The organism is Kocuria sp. 2SI (assembly GCF_005502825.1).
GTDB lineage: Bacteria > Actinomycetota > Actinomycetes > Actinomycetales > Micrococcaceae > Kocuria > Kocuria palustris.
This window is the reverse complement of sequence record NZ_SCNB01000004.1, coordinates 157,781-174,137: the sequence shown is the minus strand read 5'-3', so window position 1 is coordinate 174,137 and position 16,357 is coordinate 157,781. Positions and strand designations below refer to the sequence as shown.

Below are 16,357 nucleotides of genomic sequence, written 5' to 3'. Positions count from 1 at the left end.
GCCGGTGGTCCGATCCGGTGAACGAGCTGCTGGCAAGGGCGGGGCGCGAGGGCCCGCTGCCGTCTCTTCCACCCGCCCTTCCGTCCCTGACTGCCCCAGGAGTCCGCCATGCCCATCACCTCGCACCGCCCGCCGACCCCGCGCACCGGGGATCGCACCGCCGCACCAGGCACGGCCCGCCCGTACGTCTGGCGTCAGCAGCAGCGCACAGCTGCGCGACCGAGCGCCCCTGGCACCGAGCGCGAGCGCGCCACGGCTCTGATCCGAGCCGTCGCCGTCGCTGCCGTCGAGGTCCTGGCCGGCGCCCGGCCCGCCAGGCAGCTCGCCCGCTGGGCCGAGCCGGAGATCGTGGATCGTCTTCATCGCCGAGCCGTCCTCCTGCAGAGGCGCAGGGCTCTGGAACCCGCTGAGGCGCCCGTGCACCGCGTGCATCAGCACTCGGAGGTCCGCAGCCAGCGCGTGTGCGCCGTGGACGCCGGAATCTACGAGGCAGCCCTGGTCATCTGCGACGACGCCCGCTCCCGCGCGGTCGTGGTGCGGGCCGAGCGGCAGGAGCAGGCCTGGCGCATCACGGTCCTGGAGGTCGGCTGAACCATCCCTGCGGGGCCGCCCGAGCACGGAAGAGGGGCCGGGCGGAGGCACTCGCCTCCGCCCGGCCCCTCCGACCTGCTCGGGCCGTCCCGCATGGACGCAACGTCCTCAGTCCTCGGACGACGCCTGCTTCTTGGCCTCGCGCGCTGCCTTGGCCTCCGCGGCACGGCGCTCGGCGCGCGAGCGCGGCTGGGCCGGGGCCTCGCCGCCGGAGGCCGCCGGATCCGAGACCGACGACGCGGTCGGAGCCGAGGCCTCTGCCGATCCCCGGGAGGAGGCCTCGGAGGACTTCGCGCCGCTGCGCTCGGTGCGCACCTGGGTGCGTCCGCTCTCGCTGGGTGCGGAGTACTGGAGGAACTTGGGCTGCTTCGGCAGACCGGCCCCCAGCGGTCCGCCGCCGGCGTCGGCGCGCTGCGAGCTGAGATCCACCGAGAAGAGGTAGGTCACCGTCTCCTCGCGGATGCCGTCCATCAGGTTCTGGTACATGATGTGGCCCTCGCGCTGGTACTCGACCAGCGGATCACGCTGAGCCATGGCGCGCAGCCCGATGCCGTCCTTGAGATAGTCCATCTCGTAGAGGTGCTCCGGCCACTTGCGGCCCAGTACTGAGAGCACCACTCGGCGCTCGAGGTTGCGCATGGCCTCGGAGCCGATCTGCTCCTCGCGCTCCTCGTAGACGACCTCCGCGTCCGAGACCAGCTGCTCCCGCAGGAACTCGGTGCTGAGCTTGTCGCGCCCGCCCGCTTCCTCGATCAGCTCGTCCTGGGAGACCGAGACCGGGTAGACCGTGCGCAGGGCCTCCCACAGCGCGTCAAGGTCCCAGTCCTCGGGGTGCCCCGAGCTGGTCTTCTCGACCACGATCGAGCCCACGACCTCCCGGAGGAACTGCTGCACCTGATCCTGGAGGTCGTGGCCCTCGAGGATCCGGCGGCGGTCGGCGTAGATCGCGGTGCGCTGGCGGTTCAGGACGTCGTCGTACTTCAGGACGTTCTTGCGCTGCTCGGCATTGCGGCCCTCGACCATGTTCTGCGCCGAGGCGATCGCCCGGGAGACGATCCGGAACTCCAGTGCGGTGTCCTCCGCGGCGTTGGCCATCAGGCGAGAGGCGCCGCCGGCGTTGAACAGGCGCATGAGGTCGTCGTTCAGGGACAGGTAGAAGCGCGACTCGCCGGGGTCGCCCTGACGGCCGGCGCGCCCGCGCAGCTGGTTGTCGATGCGACGGGACTCGTGGCGCTCCGTGCCCAGCACGTACAGCCCGCCGAGCTCCTTGACCGTCTCGTGCTCGTCGCCGATCTCCTGCTCCGCGGCCTCCAGGATCTCGGGCCACTTCTGCTCGTAGCCCTCCGGGTCCCGGTCCGGGTCCAGGCCGAGCTCCTTCATGCGCTCCATGGCGATCGCCTCGGCATTGCCGCCCAGGATGATGTCCGTGCCGCGACCGGCCATGTTGGTCGCCACCGTGACGGAGCCCTTGCGCCCGGCCTGGGCCACGATGGCGGCCTCGCGCTCGTTGTTCTTGGCGTTGAGGACCTCGTGCCGGATGCCCCGCTTGGACAGCAGCTTGGAGAGGTACTCGGACTTCTCCACCGACGTGGTGCCCACCAGGATGGGCTGGCCCGTCTCATGGCGCTGCTCGATGTCCTGGACCACGGCCGCGAATTTCACGACCTCGTTCTTGTAGACCAGATCCTCCCGGTCCTCGCGGACCATGGGCCGGTTGGTCTCGATAGCCACCACGCCGAGCTCGTAGGTGTTCATGAACTCGGCCGCCTCGGTCTCGGCGGTGCCGGTCATGCCGCCGAGCTTGTCGTAGAGGCGGAAGTAGTTCTGCAGGGTGATGGTCGCCATGGTCTGGTTCTCAGGCTTGACCTTCACCTTCTCCTTGGCCTCGATCGCCTGGTGCTGGCCCTCGTTGTACCGACGGCCCTTCAGGATGCGTCCGGTGTGCTCGTCGACGATCTGGACCTCGCCCTTGACCACGACGTAGTCCTTGTCTCGGGCGAAGAGCTCCTTGGCCTTCAGGGCGTTGTTCAGGAAGCCGATCAGCGGGGTGTTGGAGGTGTCGTAGAGGTTCTCGATGCCCAGCCAGTCCTCGACCTTGTCGATGCCGGGCTCCAGCACGGAGACCGTGCGCTTCTTCTCGTCGGCCTCGTAGTCCTCGTCCAGCTCCAGCCGCTCGACGAGCGAGGCGAAGACCGAGTACCAGCGGTTGGCCTCGCCGGAGGCCGGACCGGAGATGATCAGCGGGGTGCGGGCCTCGTCGATGAGGATCGAGTCGACCTCGTCGACGATCGCGAAGTTGTGCCCGCGCTGCACCAGCTCGTCGACCGACCAGGCCATGTTGTCGCGCAGGTAGTCGAAGCCGAACTCGTTGTTCGTGCCGTATGTGATGTCCGCGGCGTACTGCTTGCGGCGGACATCCGGGGACTGGCCCGCCAGGATCGTGCCGGTCTCCATGCCCAGGAAGCGGTAGACGCGGCCCATCTGCTCCGCCTGGGAGGAGGCCAGGTAGTCGTTGACCGTGATGACGTGGACGCCCTTGCCGGACAGCGCATTGAGGTAGGCGGGCGCGGTGGCCACCAGGGTCTTGCCCTCGCCGGTCTTCATCTCGGCGATGTTGCCCAGGTGCAGCGCGGCCCCGCCCATGAGCTGGACGTCGTAATGGCGCTTGCCCAGCACGCGGTGCGACGCCTCACGGACCACGGCGAAGGCCTCCGGGAGCATGCGGTCCAGGGACTCGCCGTCCTCGAGGCGCTGGCGGAATGCGTCCGTCTCCGCACGCAGCTCGGCGTCGGTGAACTTTCTGAAGCCGTCCTCGAGCGTGTTGATCGCATCGGCATAGGACCGCAGGCGGCGCAGGACCTTCTTGTCGCCGGTCCTGAGCACCTTCTCCAGGATGGAGGCCACTGGCACACGCTCCTTGATCGTGGGGGCTGCATCGCCATGGTCGATCCGAGGCACGGCACGGGACCTCCCGCGACGAGCTCCCCGGTCCGAGGCCGTGGGGTCGGCCGGCGACTCAGGACAGTGTACGGCAGGGCGCATGAGCGCAGACGCGACCGGAGTCCTCCGGTCGCGTCTGCGGTGCGCTGAGCGCGAAGTCCGCACGAGCGGCTTCCAGGCCGAGCCCGCGGCCCGGCGGGGGGGTCCGCTCAGCTGGCCTGGTAGGCCCTCTCCTCCACGGTCTCCGGCTCGGCGACGGAGGCGCTGAGGGAGATCACACCGTATTCCCAGCCCTTTCGGCGGTAGGCCACGGAGGGCTCGTCCGTGGCCGAGTCGATGTAGAGGAAGAAGTCGTGCCCGACGAGCTCCATGCGGTCGATGGCCTGGTCCGCGCTCATCCGCTCTGCCGGAAAGCTCTTGCGGCGGATCTCGACGGGCGGGACGTCCTCGCTCAGCGCGTACTCGGTGTCGAAGGCCTCGGACTCCGCCGCCGAGAGCTCCTCCTGGGACGCGTAGGGGCGGTCGCTGATCGGCAGGACCGGAAGGGCGGCGGTGGCCTCGTGGACGGCAGTGGGGCGGTGGTTGCCGCGGTGGATCTTGCGGCGATCGCGCGCGCGGCGCAGCTGCTCGATGAGCTTGGCGTAGGCGGAGTCGAAGGCCGCCTGCTTGTCATCGCCGCGGGCCTCGGCGCGCACCACGGGTCCGCGGCCGATGACGGTGGCCTCGACACGCATGCCGTCGTGGCCGGGCTGGGGGTTCTCCTTGAGGACCTTGATCTCGATCCGCTGGACCTTGTCGCCCAGCTCCTCGAACCTCGTCACCTTGGTCTCGACGTATTCGCGGAAGCGATCGGAGATGGTGACGTTCCGGCCCTGGATGGTGAGTTCCATGATGTCCTCCCAGTCAGCGGACCGGCTCCCGCAGGACGGGGGACAGTCCGTGGTAGACCCTGCGGAGGCCGACGAGGGCGACCCCCACCCGGGACGAGGGGTCCCGGTAACAGGATATTACCCGGCTCACACCTGCGATTCATCCACCGGCCTCCGGAGATTCGCGCGCCGACCTCGCGGTCTGCGCTGAGGGCGCGCCCACCGCGCCCAGCACGACGGCGCCCCGCACCTCGATGCCGCCCGCCTCGAGCCGGCGCGCCGCCCGGCGCAGTGTCGAGCCCGTGGTGAGGACGTCGTCGACGAGCACCGCCGAGACCGGCACCGGCGAGCGCAGCCGCCGCCACGGGCGCTGCAGCACGAACGGGTCCTCGGCACGTGCGCGTCCGGCGGCGTCGCGGGTCTTCTGCGACCCCGTCCACGGCGCGGGCCCGAGGTGCAGAGCGGCCCCTGCCGTGCGCGATCGGTGGGCGAGCCACGGCTCGATCCGCGCGCCGGCCGGCAGCAGGCCCTCGCGCCCCGCCCTTGCCAGCAGCTCGTTCACCGGATCGGACCACCGGCGCCGCAGCGCTCGAGCGGACGTGGGGATCGGCACGAGCACCTGATCCGCAGAGTCCTCCCCGAGCCCGGCGCGCACGGCGCGAGCGAGGATCGGTGCGAGCACGGGAAGCAGATCGGACCGCCCGCCGTCCTTGAAGGCCATCAGGCACACCGCCAGCTCGAACTCGTACGGCCCAGCGGCCACGACCGGCAGCCCGCCGAGCTGAGCGGCGCCGGTCTCCACCCGGCGCGGTCGCGAGCAGCTGCGGTGCAGCAGGCGACGACAGGGACGGCACACCGACTCCCCCGGCTCCCGGCACACCGCACACTGGACCGGCACGAGAGGCTCGATCCCTCGAAGGGCGACCTGGCCCGCCCGGGCCAGGCGCAGCTCCAGGGACTTCGCAGAGGCCGCGCTGCTGCTGCGCCCGGACCGGGCTCGACGACTCACGGGCTGGCTCACGGCGGCAGGATCTCTGATCGGCAGAGGACCCGGACCGCCTTCGTCGCGCCCCGCGACTCCCGCGGCCCGCGCAGCGGAGGCGAAACGGCCTGTGGAGCCCGGACGACCCGGCGGCGGCTCAGCCGGCGTAGGCGACGTCCGAGACCTCGTCGGTCTGCGGCGACCAGGCCTCGCCGGTGAGCAGGCGCAGCTCGCCGTCGCTCTCCACGTAGATCTCGCCTTCGCCGTCGCCGCCGGCGATGTTCTGCACGCCGTCGACCACGGTCGGCAGGCTGCGGTGGCGGCCCGAGACGTCATAGACCTCCGGGGTGCTGCTGGAGTCCCGCTCGGCTGCCACGACGAAGGCCGAATCGCTGATCCAGGCGGCGTAGGCCGGAGGCTCGACGGCGCCCAGATCCACCAGCTGCGGGTCGTTGAGCCGCACGGGCTCGCCATCGCCGCGGCGGATGATGCCGGCCAGCAGGATCCGGGAGTCGTCGCCCTCGTCGGTGAGGATGAGGGCACGGGTGCCTCCGCGGGAGACTCGCAGGCTGGCGATCGGGACGCCCTCCAGCGAATCCGCCTGCACCTGCAGGGCCGGGCGGCCGGGCTCGTCGATGCTCGCGGCGCTGACCGCGCCCTCGTCGTCGGCGGTCCAGGCCCAGCCGTGCTGATCCACGGACGGATCCGTGAGCCCGGAGCCGCTGGCGCGGTCCGCCGGCCGGGGAGCGGCCGAGGAAAACGTCACCATGGTCTCGGCGTCGTCGGCCAGCGCCGCGAACTGATCCATCTCCTGGCTCATGGCCGGCGCGGCGGGCGAGCGCCCCTCGAGGGCATCGGCGAGATCGGGTACGGGGCTGATCTGCCCGCCCTGGTGGAACACGAGCTCCTCGTCGCGCAGGGCGATCTGTCGCCCGGGCACGGAAGCCACGGTGGCAGGCAGGTCGGCCGCCTCGGCCGGAGCAAGCTCCACGGCGGAGTCGTTGACGGTCATCGCGACGCTGTCGACCGACTCGAGGTCCTGGAGGGTGAGCATGATCTGCCCGTAGATGCCCTGCGTGGTCTCCAGGTCAGTGGTGCTGAAGTCCGGGACGGTCATCTCGACCGAGGCCTCGCTGTCCTGGATGGGCACGGTGGAGCCCTCTGCGAGCTCGGCTCCCTCCGGGATGTAGGAGCGCACCGCACCGTCCAGGTAGGGGGCCGGGCCGTTGATCAGCGCGCGCATGAGCTGCGTGGAGACCACGGGCCGATCCGGGAACCAGCGGGGATCCGGCACGGCGTGGTCCCCGCCCGGCTCCATGAAGTACAGGTTGTAGGGCTGATAGACGTCGTCCAGGTTCGTGGCCGGGATGAGCACGGCGTCCGGGGCCGAGGAGATGCGCCATTCGCCGTCGACCTGGGTGAGCTCGAGATCGAATTCATCGGTCGAGCCGGGCTCCTGCCGGTTCATGATCCCGTTGACGTCGATCTGGGCGCGGGTGTCCACGCTCACGCGGACCTGGTCGTCCTCGAGCCCCTGCTGGATCCCCGCCTCTCCGGAGAACACATAGGTCTGCTGCCCGGGTCGCCAGCTGTCGGCCAGCTCGGGAGCCAGGTACCGGCGAGCCGCGGCGTAGTCCTCCGCGGCGCCCTGTCCGGCTGCCAGGAAGTCGGTCACGATCTGCTCGGGACTCGCCCCGGGGGCAGGAGCAGCGAACTCCGGCTCGGCGGACTCGGTGGTCGAGGACGTGGGCGGTTCGGCCACGTGCACGGGACCGGACGTGGGGATCGAGGCGCAGCCGCCCAGCACCAGGGAGCCGACGACGCCCATGGACAGGGCCAGGCGAGCGCGCGAGCCGCGCGCACCTGCTGCCCGCGGATCGGGGATGTCCTGGCTCATGACGAGCTCCTTCCATCGGCGTCGTCGTCATGAGGGCCCTCCGGATCGGCCGGCTCGGAGCCGCGGCGCTCGGGATCGGGCAGCTGCTCCGGCAGCTCGCGGAAGGCCGGGAGCTCGCCGGTGTCATCCGGGAACAGGTCCTCGTAGGACTCGTCCAGGTCGTCCTCCTCGAAGTAGGCGGGCGGCTGATCGGGAGCCGGAGCATCGCGGAAGGCCGTGCCGCCGATCGGCTCATCAGGCAGAGGGGCGCTGCGTCCGCCGTCGAGCGCGCCGCTGCGCATGCCTGAGCCGTCGCCGTGCGCGCCTGTCGGATCGCTCGGCGCGCCGGAGGCCTCGGACCCCACGGGCGTGAAGCGCGGGCCGCCCTCCGAGCGACCGGCCGCCGAGGCCCCCACGAACGTCCCGCCGATCGACTCGTGCGCCGCCCCCGAAGGCGCCGGTCCGGAAGCCTGCGCCCCGTCCTGCTTCGGAGTCCGGGACGCCTCGGGAGCGGTCTGCTCCTCCTCGTCCTCGGCCTCATCGGCCGCGCGACGGATCTGCGCGAGCTGCAGCTGCCCGGTGGAGCGCGAGACCACCGAGTCCTGGTCCAGCGGGATGGCGACCATGGTCCCGGTGTCCGTCACCACGCCGACGACCGGCATGGACTCCGGATCCGGCGGCAGCTCGACGGGCGGCTCGTCGTCCTCGGACAGCGGGCGCGACTGCAGCAGCGGCAGGGACAGCCGGAAGCAGGCGCCCTGTCCGGGCGAGCCCCAGGCGTCGAGCCAGCCGCCGTGCAGACGAGTGTCCTCGGCGGCGATCGACAGCCCCAGTCCCGTGCCGCCCGTGGTGCGGGCGCGCGCCGGGTCCGCACGCCAGAAGCGGTCGAAGACCTTGGCCGTCTGCTCCTCGGTGAGCCCGATGCCGTGATCGCGCACCGCCACGGACACCGCCGTGTCCGAGGCGCGCACGACGATGTCGATCGGGCGGCCCTCGCCGTGCTCGATCGCGTTGACCACCAGGTTGCGCAGGATCCGCTCGATGCGGCGCTGATCCATCTGCACCAGGATCCGCTGGCGGTCGGCGTGCACGCGGATCACCGTGTCGGCATTGGCGGCCAGGGGGGCGGCGGTCTCGAGCACCCCGGTGATCTGCTGGATGATGTTGACCCCGGTGATCTCCAGGCGCGCCGCACCGGCGTCGAAGCGGGAGATCTCGAGCAGGTCGGCGAGCAGGACGTCGAAGCGGTCGACCTGGTGGTACAGCAGCTCCGCGGAGCGCCGGTTGACGGGGTCGAAGTCATCGCGCGCATTGTGCAGGACCTCGGCGGCCATGCGGACCGTGGTCAGCGGCGTGCGCAGCTCGTGGGAGACGTCCGAGACGAAGGTCTGCTGCATGGACGAGAGCTGCTCGAGGCGGGTGATCTGATCCGCGAGGTTGTCGGCCATGCGGTTGAACGATCGGCCCAGCCGGGCGACCTCGTGCGAGCCGTGGACCTCCATGCGGGCATCGAGGTTGCCGTCGGCCAGCGACTCGGAGGACCGGGCCGTGTAGGTCACCGGGCGCACGATCTCGCGGGTCACGTACCAGACCACGCCCGAGACCAGCAGCGCCTGGACCAGCGTGGCCAGAACCAACACCGCGTGCATGGCATCCAGGGTGCGCTGGGGCTGGGAGAAGTCGTGGACGAAGTAGAGCCCGTACGGCGAGCCCTGCCTCGGCTCCACGACCTGGCCGACGATCACGACGGGCACGGACAGTCCGTTCTCGTCGATCTGCGCCGAGCCGGACTGCCAGTACATGCCCTCGTCCACGCCCACGCTGTCGGCGACCTCCTCCTGCAGCTCCGCCGGGATGGTCTGCTCGCCCAGCCACGGCTTCTCCGACTGGGGCGGGAGCGAGTCGTCCCCGCTGTCGCCCTCGTCGTGCAGCGGCAGCAGCACCCAGCGGCTGCGCGCCCGGTCGCTGCCGGAGTCCAGCCCGCTCAGGGTGGAGGACACGAGGGTCTGCAGCTGCGCCTGGTCGCCGCCCTCGGAGGCATCGAAGCTGGCCTGCACGCTGCGGTAGTCGGCCTCGGACTGGCTCAGCGCCTGGCCCAGGGTGTCGTTGAACAGCCGCTCGGAGATCTGGTGGGAGAGGAAGCTGCCCGTGACCAGGAAGACGATCAGCACCCCGACCAGCGCGATCGACACGGCACGGAACTGCAGGGAGTGCCGCCAGCGCCGCAGCACCAGCCGAAGGCGCAGGCGCGCCCCGCCGATGGGTCCGCGGTACCGGCGCCGCCGCCTGCGTGCGGCGCGGTGGTCGGTATGGACGACCGTCTCCTGTCCGGGGACATCGACGACTCCCACAGGAAGCGTGGGTCCCGCCGAGCCCTCCACGGACTCGTCGTCCGGGCGCGCGCCGGCGACCGCGGACGAGCCGTGGGCGCCGGTGGAGGAGGGGTCGGACATGACGAGGGGGTTCCGGGAGGTTCTCAGCGGTGCTCGTGGCCGGCGCGGTAGCCGACGCCGCGCACGGTGACGATGATCTGCGGGTTCTCGGGGTCGCGCTCGACCTTGGAGCGCAACCGCTGGACGTGGACGTTGACCAGGCGGGTGTCGGCGGCGTTGTGGTAGCCCCACACCTGGCGCAGCAGCATGTCGCGGGTGAAGACCTGCTCGGGCGAGCGCGCCAGGGTGGCCAGCAGCTCGAACTCGAGCGGGGTCAGGGCTATCTCCTCCTGTCCGCGCAGCACGCGGTGGCCGGTGATGTCCACGGTGACGTCGCCGACCACGAGCTCGGTCGAGGTGGCGCGCGAGCCCGGGCGCAGCCGCGCCTTCACGCGGGCCAGCAGCTCGGCGGGTTTGAAGGGCTTGGGGATGTAGTCGTCGGCTCCGGCCTCCAGGCCGCGCACGACGTCGTCGGTGTCCGACTTGGCGGTCAGCATCACGATCGAGGTGTCCGAGAACTCCCGGATCTCGCCGCAGATCTGGATGCCGTCCTTGCCGGGCAGCATCAGGTCGAGCAGCACCAGATCCGGCTCGGCCTGGCGGAAGGCCTCCACGGCCTCGGCTCCGTCCGCGCAGAAGATCGTCTCGTAGTTCTCGGCGTTGAGGATGATGCCGATCATCTCCGCCAGTGCTGCGTCATCATCCACCACGAGGATCTTTGCCTTGGCCACCGGACCGCCTCTCTGCTTCGCGACATCTGCCCGGATCCCTGCGGCAGCGCGGCGTGCTGGCCGTGCGAGGGTGGGCTCTCGTCCATCATGTCAGCTCTGCCGCCCTCAGGCGGGCACCCCAGCCGCGGAAGCGCGGCCGACGCGGATCCGCCCGACGACGCGCCCGCTCGAGCTCACGCCTCCCGGGCGGTGTCCTCGAGCCCTCGGGCGATGTCCGCGACCCGGCCGAGCACGGACTGCAACCGGTCGGGGGCCAGCTCCTCGAGCCCTGGACCGACCGCGACCATCAGCCGCGACAGCTCCTTCAGGGGCATGCCGACCTCGCTGATCGGCCGGACGATCGCCTCGACCTCGCGCGAGGTCGACGACGGCCGGGACAGGCCCTCGACCAGGTGCGGCAGCAGCAGGCACAGGTCCGTGCCCGAGTCCTGGATCTCGGCCAGCGGCTCCCAGTCGCGAGCGCTGGGACCGGGGGCGGACACCACGATCCGGGCCGCGCCGACCCCCAGGGCCCGCGCCGGCTCCAGGCCCTCCGGAAGCTGCAGCTCGACGCTGAGCGCCCCGGCGGCCCGCGCGGCTTCGACCACGCGCTCGAGCCCCTCGCGGACCTCCGACCAGGGCACGGCCCGCAGGGTCTGATAGCCGCTGGCGGTGGGGATCCGACCCTCGAGCACGCGCAGCAGCTCGGGCTCGGCCAGGCGCACGACGATCCCCCGCGGGCCGATCGACTGGCGCAGCGCTGAGAGGTGCTCGCCGAGGCCGTCTGCCAGCGAGTCGACCAGGTCCCGGCGAGCGCCGTGATCGCGCAGCACTCGCTCGCCGCCGTGCAGGTGCAGACGGGCGGCCAGCGCGGTCGGGCCCAGCAGCTGCGTGGTGACCGGCTCCAGGTCGCCGCCGGACTCGGCGCCGATGACATCGGCCAGCACATTGAGGTCGCTGGCCAGCAGGGATCGGGCGGCCCGGGATTCCTTGGAGTCGTGGCGCTGCAGGCGCCAGCCGTGCGGCTGCAGGTCGCACCACAGCTCGGTGAGCACGGCGACCGTGCGCGGCAGGTCATCGGCCACGTCCGAGCGCTGGGGCAGCGGCAGCAGCCCGCTGCGATGCGGCGCCCCGAGCTCGCCGCGCATGACCGTGAAGGCCTCCACCGCGCTGGTGCCGGGCAGTCCGCCCACGACCGTGGCGCGCGTGCGCGCCGGCTCCTGAGGCAGGACGGCCGTCTCGGAGGATCGTGCGCTCACCGCTCGGTTCCCGCGCGGTGCTCCTCCGCGATGCGCTCGTGATGGCGGATGACCTCGCTGATGATGAAGCCGAGGATCTTCTGCGCGAACTCCGGATCCAGCTCAGCGTCCTGGGCCAGACGGCGCAGCCGCTCGATCTGCTGGGACTCGCGCTCGGGGTCCCCTGCCGGAAGGTCGTGGGCCGCCTTGAGCTCTCCCACGCGCTGGGTGGCCTTGAAGCGCTCGGCCAGGACGTTGACGAGCACGGCGTCGAGGTTGTCGATGGTGCCGCGCATGGCCCGCAGCTGGGCGAGGACCTCTTCTGTGCCGAGGGACTCGGCCGGGCGCGGGGCGCTGGCGGTCTGATCGTCGGAGCTCATGGTCTCGATCCTAGGTCAGCGGGCGGGCGAGGAGGCCCGGGAAGCGGCCTGGGCGGAGGCGATCGTGGCCTGCCCGAGCACGCGGGTGCCCTGGTAGACGACGGCCGACTGCCCCGGGGCCACCGCGCTCAGGGGCTCGTCGAGCTCTAGCACCAGCTCGGTGCGCAGCTGCCCGTCGTCCTCGACGTCCTCGAGCCGAGCCCGGCCGGGCAGGGCCTCGCCGTGGGCCCGCACCTGGACCTGGACCTCGACCTCCTCGGAGACCCGGCCCGCGCTGGTCCGGGCATCCTGCTGGAAGCGCTCGAACTCGGGCACGGGGCGACCGGCCCAGGACAGGCGGATGCCCCGGATCTCGTCGACCGCCAGGAGCTCCCGCGGGCCCACCACGACCTCGTCGGTCTTGGGCCGGATCTCCAGGACGAAGCGGGGCTTGCCGTCGGGGGCCGGAGTGCCCAGGTGCAGGCCCCTGCGCTGGCCGACGGTGTAGGCCAGCGCGCCGTCGTGGCTGCCGAGCTGCCGGCCGTCGTCGTCGACGATCGCCCCGGGGCGCATCTCGACCCGGTCAGCCAGCCAGCCGCGGGTGTCGCCGTCGGGGATGAAGCAGATGTCGTGCGAATCCGGCTTGGCGGCCACCGACAGTCCGCGGCGCTGCGCCTCCTCGCGCACGAGCGCCTTGGAGGGAGTGGGCGCCAGCGGGAAGAGGCAGTGGCGCAGCTGCTGCTCGTCGAGCACGCCCAGCACGTAGGACTGGTCCTTCGCGTCCTCGGCGGCCCGGTGCAGCTCGGGGCGGCCGTCGACCTCGATCACGGACGCGTAGTGGCCGGTGCACACGGCGTCGAAGCCCAGTGCCATGGCCTTGTCGAGCAGGGCCTCGAACTTGATCTTCTCGTTGCAGCGCAGGCACGGGTTCGGGGTGCGCCCGGCGGCGTACTCGCTGATGAAGTCGTCCACCACATCGGCCTGGAAGCGCTCGGAGAAGTCCCACACGTAGAACGGGATGCCCAGCTTCTCGGCCGCCCGCCAGGCGTCGTTCGAGTCCTCCACGGTGCAGCACCCGCGCGAGCCGGTGCGCAGCGTGCCGGGCATGCGGTTCAGGGCCAGGTGCACGCCGGTGACGTCGTGCCCGGCCTCGACGGCGCGCGCCGCCGCGACGGCGGAGTCCACTCCCCCGGACATGGCTGCCAGGACGCGCATGGGGATCTCCTCACAGTGCTTCGGGGTTCTCGATGATCGGCGGGACCGCCGTATCGGCCCTCCAGGGTAGCGGTGCGACGGCAGTCGTGTCCGCCCGGAGCCGCACCGGGCTGCCCGACGATGCTCGGGTGCCGGCTCAGGCGCCGGAGAGCCCTGCGGCCAGGGCGCGCTCATGGATCTGCGGCAGGGCCGCGACCAGGGCGTCGACGTCGGCCTCGGTGCTGCCCCGCCCCAGGGTGAAGCGCTGGGCGCCTCGGGCCGTGCACTCATCCAGTCCCATGGCCAGCAACACCCGCGACGGACGCGGCACCCCGGCGGTGCAGGCAGACCCGGTCGAGGTGGCGAATCCGGCCGCATCCAGCAGGAAGAGCAGGGAGTCGCCCTCGCAGCCGGGGAAGGTGAAATGGACATTGCCGGGAAGGCGCAGCCCGGAGTGAGGCCGATCCAGCGGTCCCCGCAGCACGGCCTGGGGCACGGCCGCCCGGATGCCGTCGATGAGGCGGTCGCGCAGCTGCGCCAGACGTCGCGCCTGCTCCGGCAGATCAGCCGTGGCCTCCCGCACCGCCGCCGCGAACCCGGCCGCACCGGCTGCATCCAGGGTCCCGGGGCGCAGCCCGCGCTGCTGTCCGCCGCCGTGCAGCAGCGGGCGGATCTGCGCCGCGCGCCCCACCACGAGCGCGCCGCTTCCGACCGGGGCGCCGACCTTGTGCCCGGAGACCGCGATCGTGGTCAGCCCGGGCAGCCGCGAGCTGATCGGCAGGGCCCCCAGCGCCTGGACGGCATCCACGTGCAGCGGGACCTGGAACTCGGCGCAGACCTCCGCCAGCTCAGCGATCGGCTGGACGGTGCCGACCTCGTTGTTCGCCCACATCACGGCCACCAGGGCCACCGATCCCGGATCGCGGGCGAGCATCGCCTTCAGCTGGGCGGGGTCCGTGCGGCCGAGCTCATCGACCTCCAGCACCTCGAGCTGCGCGCCGCAGTGCTGGGACAGGTGCTCGGCCGGCTCCTGGACCGCAGGATGCTCGATGCTCGAGACGATCACCCGGCGTCGGCTCGGGTCCTGCGCGGTCCGGGCCTCCCACAGCCCCTTCACGGCCAGGTTGTCGGCCTCGGTGCCGCCCGAGGTCAGGATGATCTCGACCGGATCGGCCTCCAGGGCTGCCGCGATCGCGTCCCGGGACTCCTCCAGCACGCGGCGGGCGGCGCGCCCGGAGGCGTGCAGCGAGGACGGGTTGCCGCCGCGCAGCAGCTGCTCGTGCACGGCTCGGGCTGCCGCGGGCAGGACCGGGTGCGTGGCGGCGTGATCGAGGTAGACGGGCCCGGCGGGCTGGGCGGGGGGCTGCGGATCGGACACGCGGCCAGTGTAGGGAGCCGCCCCGACGGGCTACCGTGACCGATGTGACCGCCGCACCGAGCTCCGTGCCCCCGAACCCCGCCGATGGGGTGCCCGCCCTGCGGCATCCGGTGCGCAGCCTGGCCGGGCGGCGGATCGACTTCCGCCGCGACCTGCTGGTCATGGGCATCGTCAACCGCACCCCCGACTCGTTCTACGACCGGGGTCGGACCTTCGGGCTCGAGGCCGCCGTGGCCGCCGGGGAGCGCCACGCGCAGGACGGCGCGGACTGGGTCGACGTCGGCGGCGTGCCCTTCGCCCCGGGCGAGGCCCTGGATCCGAGGGTCGAGGCCGATCGCGTGGTCCCGGTGATCGAGCAGCTGGCGCAGCTGCGCCCCGGTCTGATCCTCTCGGTCGACACCTTCCACGCCTCGGTGGCCGACGCCTGCCTGGCCGCCGGCGCGCACGTGATCAACGACACCACCGGGCTCTCCGATCCCGAGATGGCCGAGGCGGTCCGCGAGCGCGACGCGCACGTGATCGTCACCCACTCCCTGACCGGTCCCGGCGGCCCCCGGACACCGGTGCCGAATCCGCGCTACGACGACGTGGTCGCCGAGGTGCGCGAGTTCCTGGCCCGGCGGGTCGACCACGCGCTGGAGCGCGGCATCGCAGCCGACCGGCTGATCATCGATCCCGGCCACGACCTGCACAAGACCACCGTCCACTCGCTCGAGCTGACCCGGCGCCTGGGCGAGATCACGAGCCTGGGCCATCCCACGCTGGCGGCGGTGTCCAACAAGGACTTCGTGGGCGAGTCCCTGGGCCTGCCGCGCGAGCAGCGCCTCGAGGGCTCGCTGGCGGCAGCGGTGGTCTGCGCCCTGAACGGCGCCCGGATCTTCCGCATGCACGAGCCCGCCCAGGCACGCCGGGCGCTGGACATGGCGGCCACGATCATGGGCCTGCGCGAACCCGTCGAGGCCCGGCACAACATGGAAGGACCACGATGACGCATCCCGATGCGCCGGGGGATATCCGCGGACTCGAGCGGATCTGGCCCGAGCCCGGCTTCCTGAGCCTCGACGAGCTGCGCGAGGACTATGCGCGCACCTGGCCCGATGCCTCCGAGGGCTCCGGGGCCATGATGATCAGCTCGCTCGACGGCTCGGCGGTGCTCGGCGCGGTCTCCGGCGGACTGTCCTCGCCCGCCGATCAGAAGCTCATGGATGTGCAGCGCAGCGTCGTCGACGCCGTGGTGATCGGCGCAGGGACCCTCCGCGAGGAGGGCTACGGGGGCCTGCAGGTCCACGACGATTCCGCCGCCTGGCGCCGAGCCCGCGGCATGAGCGAGCACCCCGTGCTCGTGGTGGTCTCCCGCAGCCTGGACCTCGACCCGGCCTCGGACTTCCTGGCCGAGGCCCCCGTGCGGCCGCTGATCCTGACCGGTGCCGCGTCCTCCGCGCAGCGCAGGAAGGCCCTCGAGCAGGTGGCCGACGTCGAGGTGGTCGACGACGGCACCGGCGGCGTGGATCCGCAGGCCGCCCATGAGCTCTTCGCCCGGCGCGGATGGCAGCGGATCCACAGCGAGGGCGGTCCGACGGTGCTGGCGGCGTGGATGGCGGCGGGGCGGATCGCCGAGCTGCACCTGAGCCTGTCCCCCGTGCTCGCCGGCCAGACCCGGGCTGGCCTGCTGGGCGAGGCGATCGACCCGCAGCGTCTCGAGCTGGCCCAGGTGCTGCGCGACGGCTCGATGCTGCTCACGCGCTACCGGGTCCGGGAGGCCGCGCAGCGCCCGTAGACTGTGGGCCC

At 72.1% G+C, this 16,357-nt stretch carries 13 protein-coding genes; 3 read left to right on the top strand and 10 right to left on the bottom strand.

Going from position 1 to position 16,357, the window contains the following annotated elements:
- Window positions 1-108: 108 nt before the first annotated feature.
- The gene (locus FFS25_RS04030) at window positions 109-591 is read left to right on the top strand and encodes an Rv3235 family protein (protein WP_249933765.1); all 483 of its coding nucleotides are present in this window, start codon (window positions 109-111) and stop codon (window positions 589-591) included.
- 108 nt (window positions 592-699) lie between these two features.
- On the opposite strand, the gene secA is transcribed toward FFS25_RS04030, so the two are convergent.
- The 10 genes from secA to FFS25_RS03980 form a co-directional block, all read right to left on the bottom strand.
- Complete coding sequence (secA, locus tag FFS25_RS04025; protein ID WP_137802005.1) at window positions 700-3,495, bottom strand: preprotein translocase subunit SecA; 2,796 nt, start codon at window positions 3,493-3,495, stop codon at window positions 700-702.
- Between the two features lie 245 nt (window positions 3,496-3,740).
- Window positions 3,741-4,421: a ribosome hibernation-promoting factor, HPF/YfiA family gene (gene hpf / locus FFS25_RS04020; protein WP_137802004.1), complete on the bottom strand. Its 681-nt coding sequence runs from the start codon at window positions 4,419-4,421 to the stop codon at window positions 3,741-3,743.
- 139 nt (window positions 4,422-4,560) lie between these two features.
- A complete protein-coding gene (locus tag FFS25_RS13530) occupies window positions 4,561-5,421 on the bottom strand; it encodes a ComF family protein (RefSeq protein ID WP_212742711.1) in 861 nt (286 codons plus the stop codon).
- Window positions 5,422-5,539: 118 nt separating this feature from the next.
- Window positions 5,540-7,279, bottom strand: coding sequence for an LpqB family beta-propeller domain-containing protein (locus FFS25_RS04010; RefSeq protein ID WP_137802003.1), 1,740 nt, complete (start codon window positions 7,277-7,279; stop codon window positions 5,540-5,542).
- On the bottom strand, window positions 7,276-9,711 hold the full coding sequence (gene mtrB, locus FFS25_RS04005; RefSeq protein ID WP_249933764.1) for an MtrAB system histidine kinase MtrB: 2,436 nt from the start codon (window positions 9,709-9,711) through the stop codon (window positions 7,276-7,278). The genes FFS25_RS04010 and mtrB overlap by 4 nt, the downstream gene beginning before the upstream one ends.
- A 23-nt stretch (window positions 9,712-9,734) precedes the next feature.
- On the bottom strand, window positions 9,735-10,421 hold the full coding sequence (gene mtrA, locus FFS25_RS04000; protein ID WP_137802002.1) for an MtrAB system response regulator MtrA: 687 nt from the start codon (window positions 10,419-10,421) through the stop codon (window positions 9,735-9,737).
- A gap of 173 nt (window positions 10,422-10,594) precedes the next feature.
- Window positions 10,595-11,659 carry a uroporphyrinogen decarboxylase/cobalamine-independent methonine synthase family protein gene (locus tag FFS25_RS03995; RefSeq protein WP_137802001.1) on the bottom strand — a complete coding sequence of 355 codons (1,065 nt, stop codon included), beginning with the start codon at window positions 11,657-11,659 and terminating at the stop codon, window positions 10,595-10,597.
- The gene (locus tag FFS25_RS03990) at window positions 11,656-12,018 is read right to left on the bottom strand and encodes a chorismate mutase (RefSeq protein WP_137802000.1); all 363 of its coding nucleotides are present in this window, start codon (window positions 12,016-12,018) and stop codon (window positions 11,656-11,658) included. Before FFS25_RS03990 ends, FFS25_RS03995 begins: the two co-directional genes overlap by 4 nt.
- Before the next feature lie 15 nt (window positions 12,019-12,033).
- Entirely contained in the window at window positions 12,034-13,212 is a 1,179-nt protein-coding gene (mnmA, locus tag FFS25_RS03985; protein ID WP_137801999.1) for a tRNA 2-thiouridine(34) synthase MnmA, read from the bottom strand.
- Between the two features lie 136 nt (window positions 13,213-13,348).
- Entirely contained in the window at window positions 13,349-14,569 is a 1,221-nt protein-coding gene (locus tag FFS25_RS03980; protein ID WP_137801998.1) for a cysteine desulfurase family protein, read from the bottom strand.
- Between the two features lie 35 nt (window positions 14,570-14,604).
- On the opposite strand from FFS25_RS03980, the gene folP reads away from it, so the two are divergent.
- Window positions 14,605-15,558, top strand: a complete 954-nt coding sequence (gene folP, locus FFS25_RS03975; protein WP_137801997.1) for a dihydropteroate synthase — start codon at window positions 14,605-14,607, stop codon at window positions 15,556-15,558.
- Window positions 15,555-16,346 carry a dihydrofolate reductase family protein gene (locus FFS25_RS03970; protein ID WP_137801996.1) on the top strand — a complete coding sequence of 264 codons (792 nt, stop codon included), beginning with the start codon at window positions 15,555-15,557 and terminating at the stop codon, window positions 16,344-16,346. Before folP ends, FFS25_RS03970 begins: the two co-directional genes overlap by 4 nt.
- Window positions 16,347-16,357: the final 11 nt, after the last annotated feature.